General features: G+C 66.8%; 13 protein-coding genes. All 13 read right to left on the minus strand.

The annotated features are described in order from the left end of the window. Positions 1-65: 65 nt before the first annotated feature. Positions 66-878 carry an inositol monophosphatase family protein gene (locus tag F1643_RS18750; protein WP_194914750.1) on the minus strand — a complete coding sequence of 271 codons (813 nt, stop codon included), beginning with the start codon at positions 876-878 and terminating at the stop codon, positions 66-68. A 37-nt stretch (positions 879-915) separates the two neighbouring features. After that, positions 916-1524, minus strand: coding sequence for a hypothetical protein (locus tag F1643_RS18755; protein ID WP_194914751.1), 609 nt, complete (start codon positions 1522-1524; stop codon positions 916-918). Between the two features lie 84 nt (positions 1525-1608). Beyond that, on the minus strand, positions 1609-1914 hold the full coding sequence (locus F1643_RS18760; RefSeq protein ID WP_194914752.1) for a hypothetical protein: 306 nt from the start codon (positions 1912-1914) through the stop codon (positions 1609-1611). Between the two features lie 197 nt (positions 1915-2111). Further along, the gene (hflX, locus tag F1643_RS18765; protein WP_194914787.1) at positions 2112-3380 is read right to left on the minus strand and encodes a GTPase HflX; all 1269 of its coding nucleotides are present in this window, start codon (positions 3378-3380) and stop codon (positions 2112-2114) included. Between the two features lie 52 nt (positions 3381-3432). Next, the gene (gene hfq / locus F1643_RS18770; RefSeq protein ID WP_012974114.1) at positions 3433-3681 is read right to left on the minus strand and encodes an RNA chaperone Hfq; all 249 of its coding nucleotides are present in this window, start codon (positions 3679-3681) and stop codon (positions 3433-3435) included. Between the two features lie 63 nt (positions 3682-3744). After that, positions 3745-4473: an HAD family hydrolase gene (locus F1643_RS18775; RefSeq protein WP_194914753.1), complete on the minus strand. Its 729-nt coding sequence runs from the start codon at positions 4471-4473 to the stop codon at positions 3745-3747. Between the two features lie 139 nt (positions 4474-4612). After that, positions 4613-4918, minus strand: a complete 306-nt coding sequence (locus tag F1643_RS18780) for a type II toxin-antitoxin system VapC family toxin (RefSeq protein WP_255543032.1) — start codon at positions 4916-4918, stop codon at positions 4613-4615. 7 nt (positions 4919-4925) lie between these two features. Continuing rightward, positions 4926-5195 (minus strand): type II toxin-antitoxin system Phd/YefM family antitoxin, encoded by a 270-nt coding sequence (locus tag F1643_RS18785; protein ID WP_194914755.1) that lies wholly within the window; start codon positions 5193-5195, stop codon positions 4926-4928. A gap of 64 nt (positions 5196-5259) precedes the next feature. Further along, positions 5260-6660 (minus strand): sigma-54 dependent transcriptional regulator, encoded by a 1401-nt coding sequence (locus tag F1643_RS18790; protein ID WP_194914757.1) that lies wholly within the window; start codon positions 6658-6660, stop codon positions 5260-5262. Further along, positions 6650-8968: a PAS domain-containing sensor histidine kinase gene (locus F1643_RS18795; RefSeq protein ID WP_194914759.1), complete on the minus strand. Its 2319-nt coding sequence runs from the start codon at positions 8966-8968 to the stop codon at positions 6650-6652. The genes F1643_RS18790 and F1643_RS18795 overlap by 11 nt, the downstream gene beginning before the upstream one ends. 205 nt (positions 8969-9173) lie before the next feature. Beyond that, complete coding sequence (ntrC, locus tag F1643_RS18800; RefSeq protein ID WP_194914761.1) at positions 9174-10619, minus strand: nitrogen regulation protein NR(I); 1446 nt, start codon at positions 10617-10619, stop codon at positions 9174-9176. Beyond that, positions 10619-11845, minus strand: a complete 1227-nt coding sequence (locus F1643_RS18805; protein WP_194914763.1) for a nitrogen regulation protein NR(II) — start codon at positions 11843-11845, stop codon at positions 10619-10621. Before F1643_RS18805 ends, ntrC begins: the two co-directional genes overlap by 1 nt. Then, positions 11845-12831: a tRNA dihydrouridine synthase DusB gene (dusB, locus tag F1643_RS18810; RefSeq protein WP_194914764.1), complete on the minus strand. Its 987-nt coding sequence runs from the start codon at positions 12829-12831 to the stop codon at positions 11845-11847. The genes F1643_RS18805 and dusB overlap by 1 nt, the downstream gene beginning before the upstream one ends. Between the last annotated feature and the right edge of the window lie 83 nt (positions 12832-12914).

Below are 12914 nucleotides of genomic sequence, written 5' to 3' on the forward strand. Positions count from 1 at the left end.
GATCGGGGAGAGGGCGGCCGGACCCTGGCCCAAGTGGAGAGTCCGGCTCCCTGACCCCCTGCCGCTTACCCGAAAAGCTGCGCGTGCAGGGCCTGCCAGCTGTCACGGTCGGGCGCCAGCATGATGCTGCCGTTCAGCAGCCCCGGCCGATAGTGCGTTCCGTCGATCAGCGCCGAATAGCCGCCGGCCTCGGCGTGCAGCAGCACGCCGGCGGCGTGGTCCCACGGCATCAGACGGTGGTAGAGCGAATAATGCGCCCGTCCCTCCAGCAGGCGCAGATACTCCTGCGCGGCGCTGGACAGGCAGGCGCGCTCGCCGAGGCCCGCGCTGCGCTCCTCCAGTTGCCGGCTCATCTCTTCGGCGCAGAATCGGGTGGACAGCGCGCCGACCATCTGCGGCAGCGGCACCGCCGGCGCGACATGAACCCGCCGGCCGTCGAGCCATGCCCCCTGCCCCTTCACCGCCGTCGCCATCCGTCCGTCCACCGGGTCGTGGATCCAGCCGGCGACCGTCTCTCCCTTGCAGGCGAGCGCGACGATCACCGCAAACATCGGCCGGCCCTGGGCGAAATTGATGGTGCCGTCCACCGGATCGATGATCCAGACCGGATCGTCGCCGTGGATGCGGTCGAGCACGCGTTCATCCTCCGACGCCGCTTCCTCGCCGATCACGCGGCTGCCCGGCAGCAGGGCCGGCAGCGCCGGGGTCAGCGCGCGTTCCGCCGCCTCGTCCGCCAGGGTGACGAGATCGGTCGGCCCGGTCTTCTGCCGGATTCCGGACGCATCGAGCTTCTGGAAGTAAGGCATGATCTCCGTCCGGGCGACGGAACGGATCAAGTCGGACACGCGGTCGATGTCGGGAAGCGGGAAACCCGTCATGGTAGGGCGCTCTCACTGGATTCGGGGTATTGGGCGGTCACGGTTTCGCCGCCGGCCTGGCCGGATGGCTGTCCAGCTTCAATGTCGGATCGCCGCCGCCGGGGTTGGTCAGCAGCACCTTGCCGTCCAGTCCGCTGTCCTTCAGCGCCTTCGACAGCGCGTCGAGCGTGGCGCGGTCCGCTGCTGCAGCCGCGGCCTCCTTGGCCTGATCGGGCGGCGGCGGCGGCACCGGACCTCCCTGCGCCGGTTGTCGCGGCGCGTTGGGGTCGATCCGGGGCGGCGGCGGTGGAGTTGGCGGGGGGCCGGCGGTTTCCTTCTCGGGCTCCGGCGGAGGCGGCGGCTGCCAGAGGCGGAAACAGTCGGTGAAGGCCGGCTGCTTGCACTCCTTCAGCAATTCGACGGCATCCGGCGCGATGACCAGCGGTTCGTCGGGGGCTAGGGGAAGTGGTTGCGGCGGGGGCGGAAGCGGGTCTTCGGGCGGGACGTCCGGTTCTTCGACATAGCCGGGCGGAAGGGGCGCTCCGGGCCGCAAGGGATCCGCCGCAGACGGCGCCGCCGACGGCAGGGCGAGCGCCAGAAGCACCGGCAAAGCCGGCAGCAGGCGACCGGCACCGGACAGGACGGAACGGGGGGAGCAACGGAGCACGACAAGACCGCGGCGATGGCGAACGGCCCATTATGGCCCGCCGTCACCCGCGCAGTCATCCATCAAGCGTGTGTCAAATCACCATCATGCGGCGGCGCGGTGGTTTCCTTCGGGGAAGCCGGCGGACCGCCGCCCCTCGCCATAGCCCCAAGCCGAAAGTTCGCGGCAGATCGCGGCGATCTTCGCGGCTTCGTCGGCGTTCGGCTCCCGCTGCGCGGCAGCGTCGATCAGGCGGATCAGCTTGGCACGTCCTTCCGGGGTGCGCGACAACTCCTGCAACCGCAGCAGCGCCGCACCCGGCGGCAATTTCTCTTCACGCGCCACGAGGGCGACCTGATCGGCGAGGAAAGCCGTGATCGAAAAACACGACGGGTCGGTTTGCAACCGCATTGGCAGTCCTCCTCCTGGGGGAGCGTGTTGCTCCGTTCCCATAATCGGACCCCAACGGGGAAATGACCACGCCGCATTCGTCGTAAGACCGGAGTAGGGTGCAACAGGTCATAGCCGATCGTTGCACCCATTCCGTTTAGCCAATACGCCAAGGCACCGCTTATGGTTGCCGTCGCCGCATAGGCCGTACTATGCGGTCAGGCCTCGGATTGCGGCTGGAACCGCTTCTCGAACCGTGCTAGGTCGGCCGGGTCGAGGGAGACGTGCAGATGCGCCCGCTCCTCGTCGTCCCGGCGTTCCAGCACCTCGCCCTTGGCATAGAGCCAGGCGAGCGCCGCACCGTCGCCCAACTCGACCGACAGGTCGACCACCTGCCGGTTGACGTTCATCCGCAGGTCCAGCAGGCGGTCGAGATCGTCGATCCCCTCGCCGGACAGGGCGGACACCGCAACCGCGCGCGGGTTGCGGCTGGTTTGGGCGAGAACCGCCGCGCGGCTTTCGTCGTCCAGGGCGTCGATCTTGTTCAGCACCTCGATCACCCGGTCGTCCGTTTCCGGATCGATGTCCATGTCTGACAACACCTCATGGACGTCGGCCTTCTGGGCGTCGCTGTCGATGTGGGCGATGTCGCGGACATGCAGGATGATGTCGGCGGCGTCCACCTCCTCCAGCGTGGCGCGGAAGGCGGCGACGAGGCCGTGCGGCAGGTCGGAGATGAAGCCGACTGTGTCCGACAGGATCACCTTGCGCCCGGACGGAAGAGTCACCTGCCGCATGGTGGGGTCGAGCGTGGCGAACAGCAGGTTCTGGGCGAAGACGTCGGCATTGGCCAGCCGGTTGAACAGCGTCGATTTGCCGGCGTTGGTGTAGCCGACCAGCGCCACCACCGGGTACGGCACCTTGGCGCGCGCCTTGCGGTGCAGGCCGCGGGTGCGCCGCACCTCCTCCAGTTCCTTCTTGATCTTGATGATCCGGTCACCGATCAGGCGGCGGTCGAGTTCGAGCTGGGATTCACCGGGACCGCCGAGGAAGCCGAAGCCGCCGCGCTGCCGTTCCAGGTGGGTCCAGGAACGGACGAGCCGCGATTTCTGATAAGTCAGCGACGCCAGTTCGACCTGCAGCATGCCTTCCCGCGTGCGGGCGCGGGCACCGAAGATCTCCAGGATCAGGCCGGTCCGGTCGATGACCTTGGCCTTCAATGCCCGTTCCAGGTTGCGCTGCTGCACCGGCGACAGGGCATGGTCGAGGATGACGAGCGTCGCCTCGTTCTCCTCCACGACCTGTGCCAGATGCTCCACCGTGCCGGAGCCGAGCAGGGTCGATGGCTGCGGCCGGTTCACCTTGGCGCATTCGGCATGGATCACATCCAGCTGAATCGCCTGGGCAAGACCGATCGCCTCCTCAAGCCGTGATTCGGGAGGGCGCAAGTCCCCGTCCGCCTCGTTGCGGAGGACGGGGTGGACCACGATGGCCCGCGCGGCGCCTTCCGGGGCCGCGCCGTTGCCATTGGTCAAGGGATCAGACGCTTTCACCTTCCTTGGGCGGCTCGAAAAGTTGAATGGGATGGGCCGGCATGACCGTCGAGATTGCGTGCTTGTAAACGAGCTGGGAGTGCGCGTCGCGCCGCAGCAGTACCGAGAAGTTGTCGAACCAAGTAATGATGCCCTGGAGTTTCACGCCGTTCACGAGAAAGACGGTTACGGGAGTCTTGTTCTTGCGGACGTGGTTCAGAAACACATCCTGCACGTTCTGGCTTTTTTCAGACATTTTTCATGCCCCCTTCTTCAATGTTCTTGGGACCCCTTGTCTAAAGGCGGTCCGCTCCCCGTTTCACGGTGTAGGTTTGGTGCGCGCAGGTACCGTCTCGACAGCCGTTTGCAGGGATATGGTATCACCATTGCCATCCACCAAGCCACACAGGACGCTCTGCAGCGCCGTGCAGTCGGTGTGGCGATGGGCGGGGGGAAAACGGTCGAAGCCGCTCCCCTCGCCGAGCCCTATTAGCACCGGAACGAGACCGGCGCCATGGGCGCATTCCATGTCGATGTCGGCATCGCCGAGAAACCAGACGTCGGCCCCCGGTTCGATGCCCGCCGGCTCCAGCGCCATCCGCACCGGGGCGAGGTGCGGCTTGTCGAACTCCGCGTCCTGGGCGCCGACAAGCTTGCCGAAATAGCGGGTCCAGCCCAGCGCCTCGGCCTCCGCCCGCAGGAACTTGCCGTTCTTGTTGGAGACGACGGCCTGATAGACGCCGCGCTCGTGGAAATGGCGCAGCAGGGTCTCCGCACCGGGCAGCGGTTTCAGTCCGTCCAGGTGATGGGCGGCGAAATAGCCGTAGAACAGGTCGCGCGCCTCGGTCCAGCGCTCCCCGAAGATGCGCGGGAAGCTGTCGCGCAACGACGCCTTGATCCGCTCGCGCGCCTCCTCCGCACTCCAGGGATCGAGGCCGAAGGACACCAGCGCATGATTCAGCGCCTCGCGCACCGTGTCCCAGTTGCTGACCAGGGTGTTGTCCCAGTCATAGATGACGGCGCGCGGCAGGGTGATGGAGGCGGACAAGGGGGGCTCCGGTCAAAGTCAGTGGAGGCGGACCTGGATCAGCAGGCGTGTACCCGGATGGCCCCAGATGTGGCTGCATATTCATGGATCAGCCTGTCCCGGGTCATGAGTGGAACGCCGAGTTCGCGGGCGGTAGCGATCAGCATCCGGTCGGCCGATCATTATGAAGCGGCTCCGGCAGGTTCGAGGCTCCCAATGCCGCGTCGAGTGAGAGCGGCAGGCAGCGCAGTCCGGCAGATGCCAAGAACCGCTGCATCCAGGCCGATGCCTCCAGATCCAACCGAATCCGGCCCTTGCGCACCAACGTGCCGATTTCCCAGGCCGAGACGGTCGAGACCAGGATCCCGCCGGCCGACCTTTCCTGCTCTATGCGCTCTCGTGCATCGGCAGAAAGCTCGATGCCGGCGTCGAGCCACAGGATCGCGTGGGTGTCGAGAAGAATCATTCGGCGGTCACCGGTGCAGGATCCCGCTTTCAGCGTCGAAGGCGTCGTCGTCGAAGGTCGGCTGAGTCAGGTCATAGTCGCCGACCACCTCGACGGAACCGGGGTGGGCGCCGAACAGCGGCGACAATGTCCTGTCCGGGGGATTCAATTCAGCCACAGGACGGCCGTGCCGCGTCACCACGATCTTGGCGACGCGGTGATCCTCCAGATCGTCGAACAGCGACAGGCATTTCGCCTTGAACTCGGTCACGCTCACCGTCACCACCGGCAATCCCACGGCAACCTCCGCCAAAATGGTCAGTTATATATGACCAATTTGGCGGTCCCGTACAAGCGGCCACTCACTCGATGAACATCTTGCCCTTCTCGCTGCCATGGACGCCCAGCGACTTCAGCTTGCGGTGAAGGGCGGAGCGCTCCATGCCGACGAAGGACGCCGTGCGGGAGATGTTGCCGCCGAAGCGGGTGACCTGGGCCAGCAGATACTCGCGCTCGAACACCTCGCGCGCCTCGCGCAGCGGCAGGCCCATGATCTCGCCGCCCTTGTCCCATTTCAGGACGGTCGGCGTGATGGCGCCGATCTCCGGCGGCAGGGTGTCGGCGCGGATCGGCTCCTTCGCGTCGCCCTGCGCCATGATCAGCAGCCAGTCCACCACGTTGCGCAGCTGCCGCACGTTGCCCGGCCAGTCATAGGCCTGGAGCGCGGCCATTGCATCCTCGCCGAATTCGCGGATCGGCAGGCCGGATGCCTCGGCGGACCGCTGCATGAAGTGGCGAGCAAGCACCGGGATATCCTCCCGCCGCTCGGCCAGCGAGGGCACGCGGATCGGCACCACCGACAGGCGGTAGAACAGGTCCTGACGGAAGCGGCCCTGCTCGATCTCCGCCTGCAGGTCGCGGTTGGAGGTGGCGATGACGCGCACGTCCACCTCGACCCGCTGGCCGCCGCCGACGCGCTCGAACACCTGCTCCTGCAGGGCGCGGACGATCTTGCCCTGGGTCTCCAGCGGCATGTCGGCGACCTCGTCCAGCAGCAGCGTGCCGCCATGGGCCTGCTCGAAGGTGCCGATCTTGCGGCCGGGGCCGTCGACGCCGGCCTCCGTGCCGAACAGTTCCATCTCCAGCCGTTCCGGCCGCATGGTGGCGCAGTTCAGCCCGACGAACGGGCCGCCGGCACGGCGGGAACGGGCATGGATCAGGCGGGCCACCACCTCCTTGCCGGCACCGGCCGGACCGGAGATCAGCACGCGGCTGCCGGTGGGCGCCACCTTGTCGATCGACTGGCGCACCTGGTTGACCGCGGAGGAACGGCCGATCAGCTCCGCATCGCCACCGGCGCGCAGCTTCAGTTCCTGGTTCTCGCGCTTCAGCCGCGCCGCCTCGATTGCGCGGTCCACCATCAGCAGAAGGCGGTCGGCCTTGAACGGCTTCTCGATGAAATCGTAGGCGCCGACCTTGATCGCCTGCACCGCGGTTTCGATGTTGCCGTGGCCGGAGATCATGATGACCGGCAGGTTCGCATGGTCGCGCATCAGCTGTTCCAGGATCTGCAGGCCGTCCAGCCTGCTGCCCTGCAGCCAGATGTCGAGCACGACGAGGCTCGGCCGGCGCGCCGCCACCTGGGCGAAGGCCTGATCGGCGTCGGCGGCCTCGCGGGTCTTGAAGCCTTCGTCGTTCAGGATGCCGGCAATCAGCAGCCGGATATCGGCTTCGTCGTCGACGATCAGAATGTCATGCGCCATGGGCTTCGTGCCTCAACTCTCCGCCGGTCTCCGCCGGCCTGTCGTTACGGCCGCCCGCGTCGTTCGCGGCCGCAACCGGGTGTGGAACGACCAGGGTCACGCGCGCCCCGGTGCCGCCTTCGCGGTCCTCCAGGGTCAGCACGCCGCCGTGGTCCTCCATGATCTTCTTGACGATCGCCAGCCCCAGCCCGGTGCCCTTGGCCCGCGTCGTCACATAGGGTTCGGTCAGCCGGTCGCGCTGCTCGCCGCCGGGCAGGCCCTTGCCGTTGTCCTCGACGGTGACGACCACCTTTTCGCCGTCATCCTCCACCGCGATCGACACCTCGCCGGGCGGCAGTTCCGACCCGTCGGCGGGTTGGCCGCGCCCTTCGATGGCGTCGGCGGCATTCTGCAGCAGGTTGGTCAGCGCCTGCGAGATCTGCCGGCTGTCGCAGGCCACCGTCAGCGGTCCCGCCGGCAGCCGCGTCTCGAACCGGATCTTGCCGGTATGTGCGCTGGATTGCAGGAAGACCGCCTGCCGGACCAGATCGTTGATGTTGACCGGCTTCATCACCGGCTGCGGCATGCGCGCAAAGGCGGAGAACTCGTCCACCATGCGGCGGATGTCGTCCACCTGCCGGACGATGGTGTCGGTGCACATGGTGAAGACCTCCGTATCGCTGGAGATCTCCTTCAGGTACTTGCGGCGCAGCCGTTCGGCCGACAGCTGGATCGGCGTCAGCGGGTTCTTGATCTCATGCGCGATCCGGCGCGCCACGTCGGCCCAGGCCGCCTTGCGCTGTGCCGACACCAGTTCGGTGATGTCGTCGAAGGTGACGACATAGCCCCGAACGGTGCCGTCCCGCACCTCGGCGGCGATGCGGACCAGCAGGGTCAGCATCGGCTTGCCGGGACGGCGGACATGGATCTGGTCCTGCACGACGCGGCCGGGCTTCTTCGGCGCGTTCTCCAGCAGATCGCCCATGTCCGGCAGCAGTTCGACCAGCAAGAGGCCGACCAGCCGCTCCGGATCGTCCTCGCCCAGCAGGCGCGCGGCGGACAGGTTCGGCAGGTTGATGACGCCATCGGCATCCAGGCCCAGCACGCCGGCCGACACGCCCGACAGCACCGTCTCGGTGAAGCGGCGGCGTTCGTCCAGCAGGCGGTTGGTCGACAGAAGCTCCCGCCGCTGCCCCTCGATCTCGGTCGTCATGCGGTTGAAGGCGCGGGACAGCAGGACGAATTCGTCCTCCCCCGGCGGTTCCGACACGCGGACTGTCAGGTCGCCGGCACGCACCCGTTCGGCGGCGCCGATCAGCGCACTGATCGGGCGGACAAGCCGGGTGGCGAAGTTCAGGCCTGCCCATACCGCGGCCAGCAGCAGCAGCATCGCCACCATGAGGAAGATCAGCGTGAAGGTGATCTGCAGGCTGCCGCGCTGGCTTTCCAGCGCGCTGTATTCCTTCACCGCCCCCTCGGCCGCCGCCATGTGCTGCAGGACGCGCGGCTCCACCATGCGGCCGACATAGAGGAAGGTGTCGGACATCCGGTCCAGGCTGACCAGCGCGCGCACGCGGTCGTCGGATTCCTTGACGATCAGCGCGACCTCGCCGTTGCGGGCCTGCTGAAGCTTCTCTTCCGGGATCGGTTCGAATTCCAGGGTGAAGGTGTAGCCGACGCGGGCGACGATGGCGCCGGTGGTGCCGTTGAAGACGATGGCTTCCGACAGGGCGCGCAGCATCGCCTGGGTGGCGACGACCTGCTCGAACCGCTGCGGGTCGCTGGAGAAGCGGGCCTCCTGCGACAGGTCGTTGGCCATCGCCAGAGCGTCGGCGCGGATGTTCTGCTGGTGCTCGTGCAGATAGGCGCTGGCGACCACCAGGGACTCGTTCACCGCCGTGCGGACGCGGTCGCTGAACCAACTCTGCACGCCGGCATAGAAGAACAGGGTCGAAAAGACGGTCATGATGATGGCCGGCGCCACCGCCAGAACGCTGAACACCAGGACCAGCCGGGTGTGCAGCCGCGAACCGGCAAGCCCGCGCCGCCGGCCGATCATGATCGCCACGATCCTCCGCGCGATCAGCACGCCCAGAGTCAGCAGGATCGCAAGGTCGAGCGTCAGAAGAAGCGTGACCGTGCGCGGATTGGCCTGCCCGAAGGGCGCGCTTTCGGTCATCGCCGCGTAGGTGGCGAAGCCGGCGGCCAGCGCCGCCAGCGACAGGGCAAAGGCCAGCCGCTTGCCCAGGCCGACCCGCCGGGACCATTGAAGGAATTTCTGCCAAACCGGCATCTGGCCGGCCGCAGGGGTGTCGGTTGTCAGGGGCATGGTCCGGCGCTAATCTGTTGCCGGAAAGATACACCTCTGTTGCGGCCCTGCCAAGATGCAATGGCTCTGTCTTTCGGACAGGGCGTCGATATGCCGGCCGATATGGGCTGCGGGGATCAATGTGCGCCGTAAGATGCGCATCCGTCCGTGCCGTGCCTGTGTCACAATTTTGGCACGGACGGGTTGCGACGGCGCGGCGGAACCGCTACTTGATCCCGCGCATCACCTGAATGTCCAGATCGCGGATCTTCTTGCGCAGGGTGTTGCGGTTCAGCCCCAGCAGTTGGGCCGCCTTGATCTGGTTCCCGCGGGTCGCCGACAGGCTGAGGGAGATCAACGGCCGCTCGATCTCGCGCAGCACGCGGTCGTAAAGCCCGTTGGACGGCATGCCATCCTTGTGCGCGGCGAAATAATCCTTCAGGTGACGTTCGACGGCGGACGACAGACCCTCGCTCTGCGGCTCCTCCACCGGCTGGGCCGCCGGCGTGGCGTCGGCGAGTTCCGCCTCCACCACGTCCAGTCCGATGACCTCCTGCGAGTAGAGGGCGGCCAGGCGTCGGACGAGGTTCTCCAGTTCGCGGACGTTGCCCGGCCAGCGGTACCGCTTCAGCCGGTCCATCGCCGCCTGGTCGATGCTCTTGGCCGGAAGCCCTTGGGCGATGCCGATGTTCAGGAAATGGCGCACCAGAAGCGGGATGTCCTCGGTGCGCTCGCGCAGCGGCGGCAGGCGGATCGGCACCACGCACAGGCGGTAGAACAGATCCTCGCGGAACAGGCCCTGGCGGATCAGGGTGCGCAGGTCGCGGTGAGTGGCGGCGATGATGCGGACATCGGTCTTGATTGCGGTGCGCCCACCGACCGTGGTGTATTCGCCCTCCTGCAGGACGCGCAGCAGGCGGGTTTGGGCTTCGAGCGGCATGTCGCCGATCTCGTCCAGGAACAGGGTGCCGCCCTGCGCCTGCTCGAATCTGCCGGTCGACCGGTTGGTGGCGCCGGTGAAGGCCCCCTTCTCGTGGCCGAACAGCTCGGATTCGATCAGCTCGCGCGGTATCGCCGCCATGTTGATGGCGACGAAGGCGCCGTTGCGCCGCTTGCCGTAATCGTGCAGCGCGCGGGCCACCAGCTCCTTGCCGGTGCCGGATTCGCCGGTGATCATCACCGTCAGGTCGGTGCCCATCAGGCGCGCCAGCACCCGGTAGATTTCCTGCATCGCCGGCGAACGGCCGATCAGGGGAAGCTGCTCCTCGCTCTCCTGGTCGCCGCCGGGCATGGCGGCGGGCGCGTTGTTGGCGTTCAGCGCGCGCTCGACGACCGACACCAGTTCCTTCAGGTCGAAGGGCTTGGGCAGATATTCGAAGGCCCCGCGTTCCGCCGCTTTCACCGCGGTGATCAGCGTGTTCTGCGCGCTCATCACGACGACGCGCAGTTCCGGCCGCAGTTTCTTGATGCGCGGGATCAGGTCCAGGCCGTTTTCGTCCGGCATCACCACGTCGGTGATGACCAGATCCCCCTGCCCGTCCGCAACCCAGCGCCACAGGGTCGCGGCGTTGCCGGTGGTGCGCACCTCGTGGCCCAGGCGGGCGAGGGCTTGCGTCAGGACGGTGCGGATGGCGCGGTCGTCATCCGCGATGAGAATGGTCGCCGCGCTCATCAACGACTCCCCCGGCCGCCCTTGGACTGCGAGCCAGCGTCAGAAATCTTCGAATTCCCGGAAAGTTTCGAGTCTTCGTATTTCGAATCATCGTACATCGGCAGCGACACCTTGAAGACTGTCCGGCGAGGCTGGCTGTCGAACTCGATGGTTCCGCCATGGTCGCCTATGAGTTTCGCCACCAATGCAAGACCAAGGCCAGTCCCGTTCACCTTGCTGGTCACGAAGGGATCGAACAGGTTCGACTGCAGGTCTTCGGGAATGCCGTCGCCATTATCCTGAACCGTCACCAACAGCGGCAGATGCCTGCGCGTGTCGCCGCCCGGCAGGGCCATGCGCACACCATGCTGGTAGGAGGTGGTCAGCGTGATCTCGCCGCCTGATTCCGGTGCAGCCTCTGCCGCATTTTTGATCAGATTCAGGAAAACCTGCACAAGTTGGTCGCGATTGCCGTAAACGGGAGGCAGTGACGGGTCGTAACGCTCGACAAAGCGTATTTTTCGGGCAAACCCGCTCTGGGCGACCTTGCGCACATGTTCCAGCACCGTGTGGATGTTCACTGCGGCCCGCTCCAGCGGCCGTTCGTCGGAGAACACCTCCATCCGATTGACCAGCGCGACGATGCGGTCGGCCTCGTCGCAGATAAGGCGGGTCAGCACGCGGTCCTGGTCGCCGGCATTCTCCTCCAGCAGCTGGGCGGCGCCCCGGATGCCCGACAGCGGGTTCTTCACCTCATGCGCCAGCATCGCCGCCATGGCGGTGACGGAGCGCGCGGCATGGCGATGGGTCAGCGAATGGTCGATCTTGCGGGCCAGCGACCGTTCATGGATGGTCAGCACCACATGGTCGGGCGGATCGCCCATGGCCGCCACCTGCACCGTCACATGGTGCGGGCCGATGCGGGGCGTGTCGATGACGACGCCGTCCTGCGACACCCGGCGGCTGCCGCGTCGCACCTGCTCGATCAGCCCCATCACCGGGCTGTCCGGCGGCAGCAGGTCGGGCAGCGGCATGCCTTCCATGGCGTTGGCGGACAGGTCGAAGAACTCCTGCCCCTCCAGGTTGACGAAGCGGATCTCTCCGTTGCCGTCCACCACCAGCACCGGGTCGGGCAGGCTGTTCAGCACCACCAGGGAGTCCAGCCGCGGCGCCCGCGAGGCACCCGACCGGTTGCGGCCACGCTGGCCCGGGGCGGTCCCGCGGCTGGTCATCGGTACGGGATCCATCAGGCGGCCATCCTTTCGATTGCCGGTTCGTAAAAGGCACGGATGCGGTCACGAACCGCGTCGGGATCGCCCAGCCGGTTGACCTCCTGCCGGAACTCGTTGGAGTCGCGCAGGCCGGTCGAATACCAGGACACATGTTTGCGGGCGACCTTGATGCCGCCGTCCGTGCCGTAGTGGCTCAGCATGCTGTCGAAATGCTCCAGCAGCGTGTCCATCTGATCAAGCAGCGGCGGGTCGGGCAGCCTCTCGCCGGTGCGCAGGTAATGCATGACCTGGGACGGGAACCAGGGGCGGCCGTAGGTCCCGCGGCCGATCATCACGCCGTCGGCGCCGGATTCCGCCAATGCCTGGTCCACCGCCTCGAAGCCGGTGATGTCGCCGTTGACCACGACGGGGATCGACACCGCGTCCTTCACGTGGCGGACATAGGTCCAGTCGGCGGTGCCGGTGTAGAACTGCATGCGGGTGCGGCCATGGACCGTCACCATCCTGATGCCGCACTGCTCGGCGATGCGGGCGAGGTTCGGGGCATTGCGGTTGGTCTCGTCCCAGCCCAGCCGCATCTTCAGCGTCACCGGGATGCGGACGGCCTTCACCACCGCCTCCAGTATGCGGCCGGCCAATGCCTCGTCCCGCATCAGGGAGGAGCCGGCATGGCCGTTGACCACCTTCTTCACGGGGCAGCCGAAATTGATGTCGACGACCGCGGCGCCCCGGTCCTCGTTCAGCTTCGCCGCTTCGGCCATCACCTCGGGCTCGCAGCCGGCGAGCTGGACGGCCATCGGGAATTCCTCGGGCTCGGTCTCCACCATGCGCAGGGTCTGGCGGTTCTCGCGGATCATCGCCTGGCTGGCGATCATCTCCGACACCACGAGACCGCAGCCTGCGCGCTTCACCAGACGGCGGAACGGCAGGTCGGAGACACCCGACATGGGCGCCAGGATCACCGGTCCGGCGAGCGTGATGGGTCCGATTTGTATGGTCATTCTCACCTGCCCGATTGATGGGCAAAACAACAAAGTGCCAACATTTTAAGCAAGTTATCACGCAGGCCCGGCGCGGTGCAAGG

This window comes from Azospirillum sp. INR13 (genome assembly GCF_015390205.1).
In the GTDB taxonomy this organism is placed as follows: Bacteria; Pseudomonadota; Alphaproteobacteria; order Azospirillales; family Azospirillaceae; genus Azospirillum.

Bases quoted from the DNA above. Each gene is read 5' to 3' on its own strand.
- hfq (WP_012974114.1), bottom strand. From the start codon at position 3,681: ATGTCTGAAAAAAGCCAGAACGTGCAGGATGTGTTTCTGAACCACGTC.
- F1643_RS18760 (WP_194914752.1), bottom strand. From the start codon at position 1,914: ATGCGGTTGCAAACCGACCCGTCGTGTTTTTCGATCACGGCTTTCCTC.
- F1643_RS18795 (WP_194914759.1), bottom strand. From the start codon at position 8,968: ATGCCCCTGACAACCGACACCCCTGCGGCCGGCCAGATGCCGGTTTGG.
- F1643_RS18750 (WP_194914750.1), bottom strand. From the start codon at position 878: ATGACGGGTTTCCCGCTTCCCGACATCGACCGCGTGTCCGACTTGATC.
- ntrC (WP_194914761.1), bottom strand. From the start codon at position 10,619: ATGAGCGCGGCGACCATTCTCATCGCGGATGACGACCGCGCCATCCGC.
- F1643_RS18805 (WP_194914763.1), bottom strand. From the start codon at position 11,845: ATGGATCCCGTACCGATGACCAGCCGCGGGACCGCCCCGGGCCAGCGT.
- F1643_RS18780 (WP_255543032.1), bottom strand. From the start codon at position 4,918: ATGATTCTTCTCGACACCCACGCGATCCTGTGGCTCGACGCCGGCATC.
- dusB (WP_194914764.1), bottom strand. From the start codon at position 12,831: ATGACCATACAAATCGGACCCATCACGCTCGCCGGACCGGTGATCCTG.
- F1643_RS18790 (WP_194914757.1), bottom strand. From the start codon at position 6,660: ATGGCGCATGACATTCTGATCGTCGACGACGAAGCCGATATCCGGCTG.